This is a genomic window from Streptomyces sp. NPDC059828 (genome assembly GCF_042731955.1).
Lineage (GTDB): Bacteria > Actinomycetota > Actinomycetes > Streptomycetales > Streptomycetaceae > Streptomyces.
Genome location: NZ_JBHWIW010000009.1, coordinates 13333 through 30805 on the forward strand (window position 1 = coordinate 13333; position 17473 = coordinate 30805).

The 17473-nt window shown below is 70.5% G+C and carries 10 protein-coding genes and 2 pseudogenes; 11 read left to right on the forward strand and 1 reads right to left on the reverse strand.

From position 1 onward, the window contains the following. Positions 1-10 precede the first annotated feature (10 nt). Together ACFV6V_RS07830 and ACFV6V_RS07835 are read left to right on the forward strand one after the other, a co-directional pair. Entirely contained in the window at positions 11-1807 is a 1797-nt protein-coding gene (locus tag ACFV6V_RS07830) for an ABC transporter ATP-binding protein (RefSeq protein WP_385560668.1), read from the forward strand. Then, complete coding sequence (locus tag ACFV6V_RS07835; protein WP_385560671.1) at positions 1804-3753, forward strand: ABC transporter ATP-binding protein; 1950 nt, start codon at positions 1804-1806, stop codon at positions 3751-3753. The genes ACFV6V_RS07830 and ACFV6V_RS07835 overlap by 4 nt, the downstream gene beginning before the upstream one ends. A 155-nt stretch (positions 3754-3908) precedes the next feature. Here ACFV6V_RS07835 and ACFV6V_RS07840 read toward each other — a convergent pair. Next, positions 3909-4519, reverse strand: a pseudogene (locus tag ACFV6V_RS07840) (TetR/AcrR family transcriptional regulator); the annotation flags it as partial. Positions 4520-4521: 2 nt separating this feature from the next. On the opposite strand from ACFV6V_RS07840, the pseudogene ACFV6V_RS07845 reads away from it, so the two are divergent. The 9 genes and pseudogenes from ACFV6V_RS07845 to glgB all read left to right on the forward strand — a co-directional run. Continuing rightward, positions 4522-4701 (forward strand): annotated as a pseudogene (locus tag ACFV6V_RS07845) (monooxygenase); the annotation flags it as partial. A 585-nt stretch (positions 4702-5286) separates the two neighbouring features. Next, positions 5287-5622 (forward strand): colicin E3/pyocin S6 family cytotoxin, encoded by a 336-nt coding sequence (locus ACFV6V_RS07850; RefSeq protein WP_385561029.1) that lies wholly within the window; start codon positions 5287-5289, stop codon positions 5620-5622. Then, positions 5619-5849 carry a hypothetical protein gene (locus ACFV6V_RS07855; protein ID WP_385560674.1) on the forward strand — a complete coding sequence of 77 codons (231 nt, stop codon included), beginning with the start codon at positions 5619-5621 and terminating at the stop codon, positions 5847-5849. The genes ACFV6V_RS07850 and ACFV6V_RS07855 overlap by 4 nt, the downstream gene beginning before the upstream one ends. Before the next feature lie 249 nt (positions 5850-6098). Continuing rightward, on the forward strand, positions 6099-6833 hold the full coding sequence (locus ACFV6V_RS07860; protein ID WP_385560677.1) for a PaaI family thioesterase: 735 nt from the start codon (positions 6099-6101) through the stop codon (positions 6831-6833). Positions 6834-7263: 430 nt separating this feature from the next. Continuing rightward, positions 7264-9282: a M4 family metallopeptidase gene (locus ACFV6V_RS07865; RefSeq protein WP_385561032.1), complete on the forward strand. Its 2019-nt coding sequence runs from the start codon at positions 7264-7266 to the stop codon at positions 9280-9282. A 437-nt stretch (positions 9283-9719) separates the two neighbouring features. After that, entirely contained in the window at positions 9720-11714 is a 1995-nt protein-coding gene (locus tag ACFV6V_RS07870; RefSeq protein ID WP_385561035.1) for an alpha-1,4-glucan--maltose-1-phosphate maltosyltransferase, read from the forward strand. After that, positions 11711-13495: a maltose alpha-D-glucosyltransferase gene (gene treS / locus ACFV6V_RS07875; RefSeq protein ID WP_385560680.1), complete on the forward strand. Its 1785-nt coding sequence runs from the start codon at positions 11711-11713 to the stop codon at positions 13493-13495. Before ACFV6V_RS07870 ends, treS begins: the two co-directional genes overlap by 4 nt. Positions 13496-13728: 233 nt before the next feature. After that, positions 13729-15108 (forward strand): maltokinase, encoded by a 1380-nt coding sequence (locus ACFV6V_RS07880; protein WP_385560683.1) that lies wholly within the window; start codon positions 13729-13731, stop codon positions 15106-15108. A gap of 145 nt (positions 15109-15253) precedes the next feature. Next, the gene (gene glgB / locus ACFV6V_RS07885; RefSeq protein WP_385561038.1) at positions 15254-17464 is read left to right on the forward strand and encodes a 1,4-alpha-glucan branching enzyme; all 2211 of its coding nucleotides are present in this window, start codon (positions 15254-15256) and stop codon (positions 17462-17464) included. Positions 17465-17473 lie beyond the last annotated feature (9 nt).

Below are 17473 nucleotides of genomic sequence, written 5' to 3' on the forward strand. Positions count from 1 at the left end.
CTCGCAGCTGATGTCCACCACACAAGCCACCCCCGATGACCGGTCCGTTGTGCGCTCCCTGCTGCGGCTGTGGCCCTACGTTCGGCCCGTGCGGGCCCGGCTGTTCAGCGCCGCGGTCGTGGCGATCGTCGCGTCGTGCCTCAGCCTGGTGATCCCGCTCGTCCTCAAGTGGCTGGTGGACGGGCCGGTCGCCGAGCGCAACGTCGGCGGGGTGTGGCTGGGGGCGCTGTACGTACTGCTGCTGGGGATCGCGGAAGCGGTGCTCTTCGGGTTCCGGCGCTGGCTGGTGGCGCGTCCGCTGGCGGGGGTGGAAGCGTCGATGCGGGCCGACCTCTTCCGGCATCTGCAACGGCTGCCGGTGGCCTTCCATGACCGCTGGCCCTCGGGCCAGCTGCTGTCGCGCGGGACGACGGATCTGATGCTGTTGCGGATGTTCCTGGCGTTCCCGCTGACGTTCCTGCTGGTCAACGGTGTGACGATTCTGGCCGGTGCCGTGATCCTGCTGGTGCAGGACTGGGCGCTGGGCCTGATCCTTCTGGTACCCGCGGCACCGCTGGTGGTGCTCCTCTCCCTGTTCGAGAAGCGGTTCTCGGTCGCGGCACGCGCGGCGCAGGATCAGGTCGGCGATCTGACGACGGTGGTCGAGGAGAGCGTGCTCGGCATCCGCGTCGTCAAGGGCTTCGGGCGGCACCGCAGCCAGGCCGCCGCCTTCCGCACCCTGGCGGCGCGGCTGCGGGGCACCGAGCTGGTCAAGGCCCGGATGCTGGCGGGCATCTGGGCCGTCATCATGGCGGCGCCCGAGCTCGCGATCGGTGCAGCCCTGGTGCTCGGCACCCTTCAGGTCTCCGAAGGCGAGCTCTCCGCGGGCACGCTGGTGGCCTTCCTGTCGACGGCGCTCGCGCTGCGCTGGCCGGTGGAGTCGATCGGCTTCCTGCTGGCGATGAGCCAGGAAGCGGCGACGGCGACGGACCGATTCTTCGAGGTACTGGACGCACCGGAGGAGACAGCGGAGCCCGCGAAGCCCGCCGCACGCCCCGGGCGGCCCGCGCACACCGGCGAGGGACTGGTCTTCGACGCGGTCGAGTTCCGCTACCCGGACGCCGGCCCTGCGTCGCCGCCGGTGCTGCAGCGGATCGACCTTCACGTACGCCCCGGCGAGACGATGGCCCTGGTGGGCGCCACCGGGTCGGGCAAGACCACCCTGACGGCCCTGGTGCCGCGGCTGTACGAGCTGACCGGAGGACGGATCACGCTCGACGGGCGGGACATCGCCGCCATGCCGCGCGACGAGCTACGCCGGCTGGTGTCCATGGCCTTCGAGGAGCCCACGCTGTTCTCGGCGAGTGTCGCCGAGAACGTGCTGATGGGCGCCGACGGCAAGGCCGGGGACGAGCAGTTGCGGCGCGCCCTGGACGTGGCGCAGGCCGGCTTCGTGGACGCGCTGCCGCAGGGCGTCCGTACCCAGGTCGGCGAGCAGGGGCTGAGCCTGTCCGGCGGTCAGCGACAGCGGCTCGCACTCGCCCGGGCGGTCGTGGGCGGGCCCCGGTTCCTGGTGCTCGACGACCCGCTGTCGGCGCTGGACGTGCACACGGAGGCCCTGGTGGAGGCCGCGCTCAGACGTGTGCTCCAGGACACGACCGCGCTCGTCGTGGCGCACCGGCCTTCGACGGTGTTGCTCGCCGACCGGGTGGCACTGCTGTCGGACGGCCGGATCACGGCCGTGGGCACCCACCATGAACTGCTGCGGGACAACGCCGAGTACGCCTGGCTGATGTCGGGCAGCCATGCCGAGGAGCACGTCCGATGAGCTCATCGACGACCACGCAGTCCACCCCGGGTCCGGGTACGGACCCGGCTGCGGACGGGACCGCCGAGGACCGCACCGCTGAGACCCACGCCGACGCGGCCGATGCCGTACGCGCTGGGAGCGACGCCGATCCGTTCGACCGCGATGCTCTTCCCGCGCCCGAGGACGCCACCGGGGCCCTGCTGAGGTCGCTGCTGGCACCGCGCCGCGCCGCGGTGGGTCTCGCGGCCCTGCTGTTGCTGCTGCAACAGGCCGCCGCTCAGGCCGGTCCCCTGCTCGTCGCCTTCGCCATCGACAGCGCGGTGCCCGCCGTCGGGCGCGGTGACCACGGGCCGCTGGTGGCCGTGGCCGTGGCGTACACGGTGTGCGCGGTCGCGTCCGGGCTGTTCCAGTACGGCTTCATCCGGGCGTCCGCCCGCGTCAACCAGGATGTGCTGCTGGATCTGCGCGGCAGGATCTTCCGCCACGCGCAGGCGCTCAGCGTGGACTTCCACGAGCGGTATACCTCGGGCCGGTTGATCTCCCGCTCCACGACCGATGTCGAATCCCTCAGGGAGTTGCTCAGCGAGGGCCTCCAAGAGCTGATCGGCGTCATCCTCGCCTTCGCCTACATCTCGGCCCTGCTGCTCTGGCTGGACCTCGGTATCGGCTCGGTGGCCGTGCTGAGCTTCGTGCCCCTCTGCCTTCTGATCCGGCTCTACCAGCGTCGCGCGGCCGCGGTGTACGCCGATCGGTCCACGGCGATCGCCGCCGTCATCGTGAAGTTCGCCGAGACGATGAACGGCATCAGGCCGGTGCGTGTGTTCCGCAGGGAGCGCGCCAACGACGACCGCTTCCAAGTGCTGAACCAGCGGCACGCCCACAGCAACGGGGACGCGCTGCTGGAGATGGCCCGCTATGTGGTCGGCTCCCGGCTGGTCGCCAACACGGCCGTGGCAGGCATGGTGCTGTGGGGCGCGTACCGGGTCACCGAAGGCACCCTGGCGCTGGGGGTGCTCGCCGCCGCTGTGCTGTACGTGCGCAGGCTGTACGACCCGATCGACCGGCTGGGCATGTTCCTCAACTCGTACCAGTCGGCGGCGGCCTCACTGGCGAAGATCGCCGGTCTGCTGGCCCAGACCCCGAGCGTCCCGGAGCCCGAGCGCCCGGCCGGGCTGCCCGCCCGCTCCGACGGAGCCGGTGACGCCGGTGACCCAGGTGCCACCGGTCCCGGCCGGGAGGTGGTCTTCGACGATGTGCGCTTCGCGTACCGCACCGGAGGCGAGGTGCTCCCCCACTTCGGTCTGACCATCCCGGCCGGGCAGACGGTGGCGGTCGTCGGCTCGACCGGCGCCGGCAAGTCCACGCTGGCCAAGCTGCTGGCCCGGTTCTACGACCCGACCGACGGACGTGTCCTGCTCGACGGAGTCGACCTGCGCGACCTGTCCCTTCCCGAACTGCGGCGCGGGGTGGTGATGGTGACCCAGGAGGCGTTCCTGTTCTCCGGCACGGTCGCGGAGAACATCGCGATCGGCCGCCCGGACGCGACCCGCGAGGAGATCGAGCAGGCGGCGAAGGCGATCGGCGCGCATGACTTCATCACCGCTCTGCCCGACGGTTACGACACGGACGTACGCAAGCGTGGCGGCCGGATCTCTGCCGGTCAGCGCCAGCTCGTCGCGTTCGCGCGTGCCCTGCTGGCCGATCCCGCCGTACTGATCCTGGATGAGGCGACCAGCTCGCTCGACATCCCCGGCGAGCGCGCGGTGCAGCGGGCCATGGACACGGTCCTGCGCGGCCGCACGGCCGTGGTGATCGCCCACCGGCTGTCGACGGTGGAGATCGCGGACCGGGTGCTGGTGATGGAGCATGGCCAGATCGTGGAGGACGGCAGCCCGGCCGAACTGGTCGGCGGGGCAGGCCGGTTCGCCGACCTGCACCAGGCGTGGCAGGACAGTCTGGTCTGAGGAGGCGGCCCGCCGGCGGCGCGCTCCGCCGGCTCGCCCTGCCTCGACGACGGTCTGACGCGACCCTGTTCAGCCCGACGGCCGGCTGTCCTGCGATCCGCGGGAACAGCCGGCGGGGGCGGTACCGAGCGCTTCCTCGCCGTCCGGGGTGACCGTCAGCGCCGTGCCCTGAGCCCCTCGATGAGCAGGTCGAGCCCGAACTCGAAGAGCCGGGGGTAGTCCGTGCTGGTGAGCGTGGACAGGCCGACCCTGAGTTGCGGGAGGTCGCTCGCCATCACCGCGCCGCGCAGGACTTCCGGTCCGCGGCGGCGTCCCCGTGTCCCGGCTGGAGGGCGGCCTGTTCCTCCAGGGTGTGCCCCACGGTGAAGTGGACCACCGTGAACAGCGCTCGCGCCGCTGCGTCCTCGGGGAATCCGGCGTCCCGCAGTGTGCCCATCACGGCGTCGGCGAAGCGGAGGGTGTTCGCTCCCGTCGAGTGCGTACCGGCGTGGACCCGGGCGCCGTCGCGACGGGCGAGGAGTGCCGTGCGCATCGAGCGGGCGAGGGTGGCCAGACGGTCGCTCCAGTGAACGTCCCGGTCGGTGTCCCGGTCGGCGCCGTCGGCCGCGGCGGTGGCGTTCGCAGCCCCGTCCATCATCTGTTCGGCCATCGCCGTGAGCAGATCCTGCTTGGTCGCGAAGTAGCGGTACAGCGCGCCGGCTTGGACGCCCATCGCATCGGCGAGCCGCCGCATGGTCAGTGCGTCGAGGCCCGACTGGTCCAGCAGGACTCCTCGGCATGGACGAGGTCAACCGCAGGCTCGCCGCCCGGGTCTCCGCGCTCGACACCGCCTACCCGCCCACCGCCCCCTACGCCGATCCGCTGGTGGGACGGCGGATGCCCGACATCGGGCTGACGGCCGCCGCGTCGGACGCCATCCGGGTCTACGAGCTGCTCGTCGCGGGCCGGGCCTCCGCGAAGACCGCCCGGGCGGCACAGGCCGACGCGGAGGCGGCGGCCAGCCGGGCCATCCACTCCGCCACCGAGGCCCAGTCCTACAGCGCCCTCGCGCGTGGTTCGGCCAACTCCGCCTGGGCGTCCGCGGCCCAGGCACGGCACTCGGCCGTCGCCGCGGGGAAGGACTCCGCGGCCGCCTCCCAGGCCGCGACCGAGGCCTTCGTGGCCGCGGTCGAGCTGAAGCGGGAGGAAGAGGCCGAGTGGCGTGCCACCGAGGCCGAATGGCGCGCCTACCAGGAGCAGCAGGAGGAGGAAGAGGGGAAGAAGGACGACAGCTGGGTCCCGGACTGGTTGCGGGAGACCGGCGAGACCGTCGCCGTCTACGGCGAGGCGATCTTCACCAACCCCGATGTCGTCATCGGTGCGGGCGAGTCCGCGCTGGGTGTCGTCATGATGGTGGGCGGTGCCAGCGGTGACATCGCGGGCGGCGCGCTCTGCATCACCGGAGTGGGCTGCCTGGCCGGTGCCCCGGCCATCGCGGCCAGCACCACGCTGGTCGTCGGGGGCGCGTATACCAGTGTCGACGGCGCCAGCCGCATGGGCCAGGGCCTGAACGACGCCATCGCGGACGCCCAGAGCAGGCTCTACGCACTGCGCAACGGCCCGCAGTCCCACGGCCAGCGGGTGCCGGCGCCGAACAACCTGCCGGCCTTCCCCAACGCGACGCGCGCCACGCCCAAGACGCCCGTGCAGGGTGGCGGCGGTATGCGCAAGCGCTGGAAGGACCCCAAGTCCGGGGAGATCTACGAGTGGGACTCCCAGCACGGCAAGGTGGAGAAGTACAACAAGAACGGAAAGCACGTGGGTGAGTTCGACCCCGAGACCGGGGCTCAGACAAAGCCCCGCGACCCCACCCGGAAGGTGCAGAAGTGAGGTACCTCGTCGTTGGCTACGGCAGCGTCTCCGAAACCGTCGAGCAGGAGACTGATGTCTCCGCCGTCGGCTCCGAACGGCTTGCGCGGCTGGTCGGCGTGCCCCTCGATGAGTTCGTCGACGTCTACCCGCTGGACGAGCGGCTCATGACCGCGCTCACCGACTGGGCACAGCTGACGTTCACCCCGGAGACCCGCGACTACTTCCTGGAGGTCGTGGCGGAGTGACACAGGTGGCGGAGCGACGCGGAAACGCGATCGGTTCCGCCACCCCGCCGGTTGAGAACGGGGGTGCCTCGCGGACCAATGGTCGGAGAGGCACCCCCGTTCCCGTTGGCCCGCTCGCGCCGGTACCCCATGGCGCGACAGCACCGCCCCGGACCAACGCGTACTGCCACCACGACCACCACGACCACCACGACCACCACGAGGATCATCCCGCGGGCGTCCGCACCACGGTGTGGTGGAGTGTGCGCCATGACGACTGATGTGATCGTGGTGCCGCCGCTGTACAGCGGCTATCCCGGGATGGCCTTCGGTGGCTTTGTCGCGGGGGTGCTGGCACAGCGCTCGGGAGCGAAGGCCGTACGGGTGGACTTCCGGGGCCCGGTGCCCGTGGGGTCTGGGGTGCGGATCGCCGTGACGGGCGGCGGGGGCGCCGAGTTGGGGGAATCGGGGAAGCCGCTGGCGACGGCGGTCCCGGTCGACGGGGTCTCACTCGATGTGCCGGACGCCCCCTCCTGGGACGAGGCGCTCGCCGCGGCCGAGGCGTATCGCGCCGACCCGCCACCGGGGAGCGTGGACTGCTTCGGCTGCGGCCCGGACCGTACGCCGGAGCGTGGGCTGCGCCAGCACTGCGCTCCGGTCCCCGGGCGGGATCTGGTGGCGACCGCGTGGGTGCCGTCCCCGGCCCTCGCGTCGGACGACGGCACGCTTCCCGCCGAGCTTGTGTGGGGCGCCCTCGACTGCCCGGGGAATGCAGCGGGCCGGGCACTGGGTACACAACAGGCAGGCGCGGTCACGGCCACGCTCACGGGGACGCTGCTGCGGCCGGTGATGGCCGGCGAGCGGTACATCTCGTACGCCTGGCTGCTCTCGGAGTCGGGCCGCAAGCACACCATGGCCGTCGCCGTGAGCACGGCGAACGGGGAGCTGTGCGCGGTGTCCCAGGCGCTCTGGGTGGATCCCCGGGACGCGGCCACCGGGGCCTGACGCCGACCCGGCGCCGGCGTACCGCCCGTCACCCGGCAGGAATTGAGCCACTCGAAGAGGCTCCGGTGCCAGGTGGCGCGTACCCTCTGCCCGCCATTCGGACCGGGCCGGGCAACACACCGTGCCATCGAGGGCATTGGAGCCCCTCGACCTGCCTCGATGGCCTGACGGTGATCACCGCTGAAACGTCCGCTTAACGAACATGACATTTCGGGGAACGGACGGTTTCCGGCCAATCTTTTGACGCGCTCCTGACAGGAGAGCCTGATACCTGCCACGCTTCCCCCGATCCACTCACCACATGCTCCGAACGCTCTGCATGCACCGCAGCTCCACAGCTTTCACAGCTCTTGTGCTCTTGCTGCTCTGCCCGAACGGCCTACCCAGCCGTCCGGTACCCCCCTCGCAGAAGGAGTCTCGCGTGAGACCCATGCCCAGACGCCGCCGCGCCACGGCCACCGGCGCGCTGCTCGCCACCGCGGCCCTGCTCACCGTCGGAGTCCAGGCCGGTTCCGCCACCGCCGCTGGCGACCAGGCCGCAGCCGCGAAGCAGACCTCCCTGGCCCGCAACACCGGCGCGCTGCCGGCGCAGCTCACCCCCGCCCAGCGGGCCGAGCTGATCAGCAAGGCCACCGCCACCACCGCGGCGACCGCCAAGGAACTGGGCCTCACCGCCCAGGAGAAGCTCGTCGTCCGTGATGTCGCCCAGGACCGCGACGGCACCACCCACACACGGTACGAGCGCACCTACGCCGGGCTGCCCGTGCTCGGTGGCGACCTCGTGGTCGCCGAGACGAAGGCCGGGAAGACCGAGTCGGTCATCAAGGCCTCCCCGTCGGCGCTCAAGAACGTCGGCACCACTGCCGATGTCGCCCCGGCCACCGCCGTGAAGCAGGCCGTCTCCGCAGCCCGTGCCGAGGGCTCGAAGAACACCACCGCCGACCGCGCCCCGCGCAAGGTGGTCTGGATGGGCCAGGGCAAGCCGGTGCTCGCGTACGAGACGGTCGTCGGCGGGCTCCAGCACGACGGCACGCCGAACGAGCTGCATGTCGTCACCGACGCCGCCACCGGCAAGAAGCTCTTCGAGTGGCAGGCCATCAACACCGGTACCGGCAACACCCAGTACAGCGGCCAGGTGACGCTCGGCACCGCGCCCTCGTACACCCTGACCGACACCACGCGCGGCAACCACAAGACGTACAACCTCAACCGCGGTACGTCCGGCACCGGCACGCTGTTCTCCGGCGCCGACGACATCTGGGGCGACGGCACCGCCTCGAACATGGAGACCGCGGGTGCGGACGCCCACTACGGTGCGGCGCTCACCTGGGACTACTACAAGAACGTGCAGGGTCGCAACGGCATCAAGGGCGACGGCGTCGGCGCGTACTCCCGGGTCCACTACAGCAGCGGCTACGTCAACGCCTTCTGGTCCGACAGCTGCTTCTGCATGACCTACGGCGACGGCTCCGGCAACGCCAAGCCGCTGACGTCGATCGACGTGGCCGCGCACGAGATGACGCACGGCGTCACCGCCAACACCGCGAAGCTTGTCTACAGCGGTGAGTCCGGCGGTCTCAACGAGGCGACGTCCGACATCTTCGCCGCCGCGGTCGAGTTCTACGCCAACAACGCCCAGGACAAGGGCGACTACCTCGTCGGCGAGAAGATCGACATCAACGGCGACGGCACCCCGCTGCGCTACATGGACAAGCCGAGCAAGGACGGCGCCTCCAAGGACGCCTGGTACTCGGGCCTCGGCGGCATCGACGTGCACTACTCCTCGGGCCCGGCGAACCACTGGTACTACCTGCTCTCCGAAGGCAGCGGCGCCAAGACCATCAACGGCGTGAACTACGACTCGCCGACCTCCGACGGCCTCCCGGTCACCGGTATCGGCCGTGACAAGGCGTCCCTGATCTGGTTCAAGGCGCTCACCACGAAGTTCAACTCGACGACCAACTACGCGGCCGCGCGCACCGGCACCATCGCCGTCGCCACCGAGCTGTACGGCGCCACCAGCGCCGAGACGCAGGCCGTGACCAACGCCTGGGCCGGCATCAACGTCGGCGCCCGCTACGGCGGCGGGGACCCGGGCACCGGCAAGACCTTCGAGAACTCCGCCAACGTGAACATCCCCGACCTGAGCACCGCCACGTCCCCGGTCACCGTCTCCGGTATCACCGGCAACGCGCCGTCCGCCCTCAAGGTCGACGTCGACATCGTCCACACCTGGCGCGGTGACCTGGTCATCGACCTGGTGGCCCCGGACGGCAGCACGTACCGGCTGAAGAACTCCAGCGGCAGCGACTCGGCGGACAACGTGGTCGCCACCTACACGGTGAACGCGTCCAGCGAGGTCGCGAACGGCACCTGGGGCCTGAAGGTCCAGGACGTCGCCCGATACGACACCGGGTACATCAACAACTTCAAGCTGACCTTCCCGTAGGTCGGCTGACAGCACCTCAGCGACAACCATCCGGCGCACCGCCCGGGGGCTTCCGCCCCCGGGCGGTGCGTCGTGTTTTCCGGGCACGGCCGGGGTCCGGCCCGCCCGTGTCCCAGGGCTTGCGGGCCGGTCGGGGTTCTTGTCCCCTCCGCTGACTCCTAGTAGTTAAGCAACCACAGGATGGGGAAGGCTCCCCCCGGTACGCACCGGCGCGCGCTTCCCCACACAGCGACCACGCAGCTATTCGAGTGAACGCGGACAGGAGCGGCCATGCCCGCAGCCCGCCAGTCGTCGACCGAGCGGTTACAAAGAACAGCACCCGCACGAACACCACCCGCGCAGAGAACGCCCACCCGAAGACCTCCGCACCCCGTGCAGCGGACCCCGCCCCCCGACCAGCCACGCCCGCTCAGCCCCCAGGTGATGCCGTGAACCCGCTGATTGGCCGCATTCCCGTCCTGGACGTACGCCCCCTCGTCGACCGCGGCAGAAGGCCCGCCAAGGCGGTGGCCGGGGAGACCTTCCAGGTCTCCGCCACCGTCTTCCGGGAAGGCCACGACGCGGTGGCCGCCAACGTGGTCCTGGTCGACCCGCACGGGCGCCCGGGCCCCTGGACCCCCATGCGGGAGCTGGCCCCCGGCACCGACCGCTGGGGCGCCGACGTGACCCCCCGCTGCGAGGGCCGCTGGACGTACGGGGTCGAGGCCTGGAGCGATCCGCTGACCACCTGGCGCCGGTACGCGGGCATCAAGATCCCCGCCGGGATCGACACCGCGCTGGTCCTCGCCGAGGGCGCCGAGCTGCATGAACGTGCCGCCGCCGGCGTGCCGAAGACGGACGGCCGGGAGACGGTGCTGGCTGCCGCCGACACACTGCGGGACGACAGCAGGGATCCCGGGGAGCGGATGGCCGCCGCGCTCGCCCCGGAGGTCACCGAGGTGCTCGCGCGCCATCCGCTGCGCGAACTGGTCACCTCCAGCGACCCGTTGCCGCTCCAGGTCGAGCGCCACCGCGCACTGTTCGGCTCGTGGTACGAGTTCTTCCCGCGTTCCGAGGGCGCGCGGCTGGAGCAGGGTGAGCGGGGAAGGCCGGTTTCCGGCACTTTCCGGACAGCGGCCCAGCGCCTTCCGGCCATTGCTGCGATGGGTTTCGACGTGGTCTATCTGCCACCCATCCACCCCATCGGCACCACCTTCCGCAAGGGCCCCAACAACACCCTGGAGGCAGGATCCGGGGATGTCGGGGTGCCATGGGCGATCGGCTCCCCAGAAGGCGGCCATGACGCGGTCCACCCGGACCTCGGCACCATCGAGGACTTCGACGCCTTCGTACGCTGCGCCCGGGAGCTGCGGCTCGAGGTCGCCCTGGACTTCGCGCTCCAGTGCTCCCCCGACCATCCCTGGGTGGAGAAGCACCCCGAGTGGTTCCACCACCGCCCGGACGGCACCATCGCCTACGCCGAGAACCCGCCGAAGAAGTACCAGGACATCTATCCGATCGCCTTCGACCAGGACATGGAGGGACTGGTCAGGGAGACCGTCCGGGTGCTGCGGCACTGGATGGCCCACGGTGTGCGGATCTTCCGTGTCGACAATCCGCACACCAAGCCGGTGGTCTTCTGGGAGTCGGTGATCGGGCAGATCAACCGAAGGGATCCCGATGTCGTGTTCCTGGCCGAGGCCTTCACCCGGCCGGCGATGATGCAGACCCTGGCCGCGGTGGGCTTCCAGCAGTCGTACACGTACTTCACCTGGCGGAACACCAAGCACGAGCTCACCGAGTATCTGACGGAGCTCACCGGCGAGGCCGCCGCCTGCATGCGCCCCAACTTCTTCGTGAACACCCCGGACATCCTGCATGCCTACCTCCAGGAGGGCGGCCGCCCGGCCTTCGAGGCACGGGCGGTGCTCGCCGCGACCCTCTCCCCCGCCTGGGGTGTCTACGCGGGGTACGAGCTGTGCGAGAACACCCCGCTGAAGCCGGGCAGCGAGGAGTACCTCGACTCGGAGAAGTACCAACTGCGGCCCAGGGACTGGGACTCGGCGGCACGCGACGGCCGCAGCATCGCGCCCCTGATCACCGAGCTCAACCGGATCAGGCGCCGCCACCCCGCGCTCCAGCAACTACGGAACCTGCACTTCCATCACACCGACAACGACGCCGTGATCGCCTACAGCAAGCGTTCCGGTTCGAACACCGTTCTGGTGGTCGTCAATCTCGACCCCCACCACACCCAGGAGGCAACGGTCTCGTTTGACATGCCGGAGCTCGGCCTCGACTGGCACGAGACCGTACCGGTGCGCGACGAGCTCACCGGCGAGACCTATCACTGGGGCAGGGCCGCCTATGTGCGCCTCGAGCCGGGCGTCACGCCTGCGCACATCGTGGTCCTGCGACCGTCCCCGCCGACCGGAGGGTCACCCACATCATGATCGTCAACGAGCCCGTCCACGACCTCTTCGAGGACACCCCCGCCAAGGACCGGGACCCCGACTGGTTCAAACGCGCGGTGTTCTACGAGGTGCTCGTACGGTCCTTCCACGACAGCAACGGCGACGGCATCGGCGACCTCAAGGGCATCACATCCAAGCTGGACTACCTCCAGTGGCTCGGCGTCGACTGCCTGTGGCTGCCACCGTTCTTCAAGTCCCCGCTCCGTGACGGAGGTTACGACGTCGCGGACTACACGTCCGTGCTCCCCGACTTCGGTGACCTCGCCGACTTCGTGGAGTTCGTCGACGCCGCGCACCAGCGCGGCATGCGGGTCATCATCGACTTCGTCATGAACCACACCAGCGACCAGCACCCGTGGTTCCTGGAGTCCCGGAAGCATCCGGAAGGGCCGTACGGCGACTACTACGTCTGGGCGGACAACGACAAGCAGTTCCAGGACGCCCGGATCATCTTCGTCGACACGGAGACCTCCAACTGGACCTTCGACCCGGTCCGCAAGCAGTACTACTGGCACCGCTTCTTCTCCCACCAGCCGGACCTCAACTACGAGAACCCGGTGGTCCAGGACGAGATCCTCGCGGCCCTGCGCTTCTGGCTCGACCTCGGCATCGACGGCTTCCGCCTCGACGCCGTGCCGTACCTCTACCAGGAGGAGGGCACCAACTGCGAAAACCTCCCGGCGACCCACGAGTTCCTGAAGCGGGTGCGCAAGGAGATCGACGCCCACTACCCGGACACGGTGCTGCTGGCCGAGGCGAACCAGTGGCCCGAGGACGTGGTCGACTACTTCGGGGACTACTCGGCGGGCGGCGACGAGTGCCATATGGCGTTCCATTTCCCGGTGATGCCGCGGATCTTCATGGCGGTACGGCGGGAGTCGCGCTACCCGGTCTCCGAGATCCTGGCCAAGACCCCCCAGATCCCGGACAACTGCCAGTGGGGCATCTTCCTGCGCAACCACGACGAGCTGACCCTCGAAATGGTCACCGACGAAGAGCGCGACTACATGTACGCGGAGTACGCCAAGGACCCGCGGATGCGCGCCAACATCGGCATCAGGCGCCGGCTCGCCCCGCTGCTGGACAACGACCGCAATCAGATCGAGTTGTTCACGGCCCTGCTGCTGTCACTGCCCGGCTCTCCGATCCTCTACTACGGCGACGAGATCGGGATGGGCGACAACATCTGGCTCGGCGACCGGGACGCGGTGCGCACACCGATGCAGTGGACCCCGGACCGCAACGCCGGATTCTCCTCCTGCGATCCCGGGCGGCTCTATCTGCCGACCATCATGGACCCGGTCTACGGCTACCAGGTGGCCAACGTCGAGGCGTCGATGGCCTCGCCGTCGTCGCTGCTGCACTGGACACGGCGCATGATCGAGATCCGCAAGCAGAACCCGGCCTTCGGGCTCGGCTCCTACACCGAGCTCCCCTCGTCGAACCCCGCGGTGCTGGCCTTCCTGCGGGAGATGCCGGCCACCGACGGGGGCGGCGACGACCTGGTGCTGTGCGTCAACAACTTCTCGCGGTTCGCCCAGCCGACGGAGCTCGATCTGCGCCGCTACAACGGCCGCCATCCGGTGGAGCTGATCGGCGGGGTGCGCTTCCCCGCCATCGGTGAGTGGCCGTATCTGCTGACCCTGGCAGGGCACGGCTTCTACTGGTTCCGGCTGCGCAAGGAGCCGGCGAAGGACACGGCGACGCAGGTCAAGGACCGTGAGGCCCCGGCCAAGGGGACCATGCCGAAGCAGGTGTGACCGAGGCACATGCCATCTCGGGTGCGGGGCGGTTGCATCGCCCCGCACGGGGCACGCTCCCCTTCATATCCACGTCCGTACCGACGCACCGAGTCCGTACGGACCATCCTCGCTCGACATTCCCCCCTCCTTCGGCGGGGGGACCCCCACGCACAGCCCGGACAGCCTATATTTACCGCAATCCGGGACACTCTTCGCATCCTGTGGTGTGCCCGGGGAAAGGACGCGATGCCATGTCGGAGGCTGCATCCACCCGGACCCCCGTGGCTCTGCTTCCCTCACTCACCCCCCTGCTCCACCGGTGGCTGCCCCGGCAGCGCTGGTTCGCGGGCAAGGGGCGCCCGGTCGCCGGCTTCTCCCTGGTGTCGGCCGCCGAACTGCTGCCGGTCGACTCGACCAGCCCCGGACTGCTTCATCTGCTGATCCGCGTCCAGCACCCCGGCCCCGCCGGCGGCAAGGCGGCCGGCCGTGAGAGCGCCGACTGCTACCAGCTGCTGCTCGGGGTGCGTACGACGCTGCCGCCCCATCTCGCCGCCGCCCTGATCGGCCAGATGGACGAAGGCCCGCTGGCCGGCCGCACCGTCTATGAAGGGCTGCACGACCCGCGGCTCGCCGGGCTGCTTCTGGAGCGGCTGCGCACCCCGGGCCGGTTCGGCACGCTGCGCTTCGACCAGACGGTGCCCGTGACCGGTGGTCTGCCCGCCCGAATCCTGGACGCGGAGCAGTCCAACTCCTCATTGGTGTACGGGGATTCGTACATCCTCAAGATCTTCCGCCGGGTGTATCCGGGCGTCAATCCCGATCTGGAGCTGCCGCTGGCCCTCGCTCGCGCAGGCTGCGAACGGGTACCCGCGCCCGTCGCCTGGTACGAGTCGGCGACCCCGGAGCCCGCGACGCTCGGAGTGCTCCAGCCCTATCTGCGCGGCTCCCAGGACGGCTGGCAGCTCGCTCTGAAGGCGCTCGCCGCCGACGACGACTTCACCGAGGAGGCGCAGGCACTGGGCAGAGCCACCGCCGAGGTGCACACCGCCCTGGCCGCGGCGCTGCCCACCATGACCCTGAGCCGGGCGCAGACGTGGCACCTCGCGACGGCGATGAACGAACGGCTGGACGCCGCCGTACGGGCGGTGCCCGACCTGCTGCCGTACGCACGGGGGCTGCGCGACGCCTTCGACGCGATCACCGGGGCCGAGCTGAACGGCGGCGGACACGCCCAGCGCATCCACGGCGATCTGCACCTCGGCCAGACCCTGCGCACCCCCGACGGACTCTGGTCGGTGATCGACTTCGAGGGCGAACCGGCCCGCCCGCCCGCCGAGCGCCGCCGGATGCAGCCACCGGTCCGCGACATCGCCGGGATACTGCGCTCCTTCGACTACGCGGCCCGCTCGCACCGGCCCTGGAACCCGGCCTGGGCGGCCCGCTGCCGGGCGGCGTACTGCGAGGGCTACGCGGAGGCGTCGGGCACCGACCCCCGGGCGGAGCCCGAGCTGCTGCGGGCCTATGAGACGGACAAAGCGGTGTACGAGGTCGTGTACGAGGCCCGGCACCGGCCGGACTGGCTGCCGGTCCCCATGGCGGCGATCGAGCGGCTGGCCGGACCCGGGCAGTGACGCCCGCCCCCTGCCCACCCCCCAACGCGCCTAGGAGGCCGCCCCCGTGACCCCCCGCACACCAGCCGACCGCACCACATCAGCCGACCGACCGCCGGCGCCCGAACAGCCGCCCACCAGGCAGGTCGCGACGGGCAGCCACGGTGTGCGGCCCGCCAAGCCGCTCACCGGCGCCGACCGCGAGCGGCTGCTGAACGGCGCCCACCACGAACCGCACGCGCTGCTCGGCGGCCATCTGACCCGGAGCGGGGTGGTGATCCGCGTACTGCGCCCGTACGCCCTGTCGGTCACCGTGCTCGGCAAAGGCCTGCGAGCCGAGCTGCACGAGGAGGGCGACGGGTTCTTCTCGGGGGTGCTGCCGATGCGGCAGGTGCCCGAATACTCGCTCCAGGTCCGGTACGAGGGAAACGAAGGCAACGCGGACAACACGGTCGAGTTCGGCGACCCGTACCGCTTCCTCCCGTCTCTGGGCGAGCTCGATCTGCACCTCATCGGCGAGGGGCGGCACGAGGAGCTGTGGGGGGCGCTCGGTGCCCTGCCGATGAACCACCAGGGTGTGGCCGGCACCCGCTTCACGGTGTGGGCCCCGAACGCCCAGGGCGTACGGCTCGTCGGGGACTTCAACCACTGGGACGGCACCGCCTTCCCGCTGCGCTCGCTCGGCTCGTCCGGGGTGTGGGAGCTGTTCGTACCGGAGGTCGGCGAGGGGGCCCTGTACAAGTTCGACATCACCCGGCCCGACGGCTCGCACACCGTGCGCTCCGACCCCATGGCGCGCCGCACCGAGGTGCCGCCCGCGAACGCCTCCGTCGTGACCGTGTCCCGCCATGTGTGGGGTGACGGGGAGTGGATGGCGCAGCGCGGTGAACGCCCGGTGCACGAGGCGCCCTTCTCGGTGTACGAGGTGCATCTGGCCTCCTGGCGCCCCGGTCTGAGCTACCGCCAGCTGGCGGAGCAGCTGCCCCGGTATGTGCGGGATCTGGGCTTCACCCATGTGGAGTTCATGCCGGTCGCCGAGCATCCCTTCGGGGGCTCCTGGGGCTATCAGGTCACCGGCTTCTACGCCCCCACGGCCCGGATGGGCAGCCCGGACGACTTCCGCCATCTGGTCGACGCCCTGCACCGGGCCGGCATCGGCGTGATCATGGACTGGGTCCCGGCGCACTTCCCCCGTGACGACTGGGCGCTGGCGGAGTTCGACGGGCGTCCGTTGTACGAGCACACGGACCCGGCGCGGGCGGCGCACCCCGACTGGGGAACCCTCGAGTTCGACTACGGCCGCAAGGAGGTGCGCAACTTCCTGGTCGCCAACGCCGTGTACTGGTGCGAGGAGTTCCACATCGACGGGCTGCGGGTGGACGCGGTCGCGTCCATGCTCTACCTCGACTACTCGCGCGAGCACGGCCAGTGGAGCCCGAACGAGCACGGAGGCCGGGAGAACCTGGACGCGGTGGCCTTCCTCCAGGAGATGAACGCCACGGTCTACCGGCGCTGCCCGGGCGTGGTCACCATCGCCGAGGAGTCCACGGCCTGGGACGGGGTCACCAGGGCCACCCATCATGTCGGCCCGGCCGGTTTCGGCGGTCTCGGGTTCGGGCTGAAGTGGAACATGGGCTGGATGCACGACTCACTCGGCTATGCCGCGCACGAGCCGGTGCACCGCAAGTACCACCACAACGAGATGACCTTCTCGATGGTGTACGCGTACAGCGAGAACTACGTGCTGCCGATCTCGCACGACGAGGTGGTGCACGGCAAGCAGGCGCTGGTGTCGAAGATGCCCGGCGACTGGTGGCAGCGACGGGCCAACCACCGTGCCTACCTCGGCTTCATGTGGGCGCACCCGGGCAAGCAACTGCTTTTCATGGGACAGGAGTTCGCTCAGGGGGCCGAGTGGTCGCACGAGCACGGCCCCGAGTGGTGGCTGATGGACGAGACCTACCACTCGGCGGGCGACCACCGCGGGGTGCGGGACCTGGTGCGCGAGCTGAACGCGGTGTACGCGGCGACCCCGGCGCTGTGGCAGCGGGACACCGTGCCGGAGGGCTTCGCCTGGGTGGACGGCGGCGCTGCCGAGGACAACGTGTTCGCCTTCCTCCGCTTCGACGCGCACGGCGGCCCGCTGCTCGCGGTGTCCAACTTCTCGCCCGTGGTGCGGAACGAGTACCGGCTCGGCGTGCCCCCCGTGGTCTCCGCCTGGGCGGAGGTGCTGAACACGGACGCCGCGCGCTTCGGCGGGGGTGATGTGCGCAACGTGGAGCCGCTGAAGCCCGAGCCCGTGGGCGCGCACGGGCACCGCACCAGCATCCCGCTCACCCTGCCGCCACTGGCGACGGTGTGGCTGAAGCCGATGTGATCCCCGCCG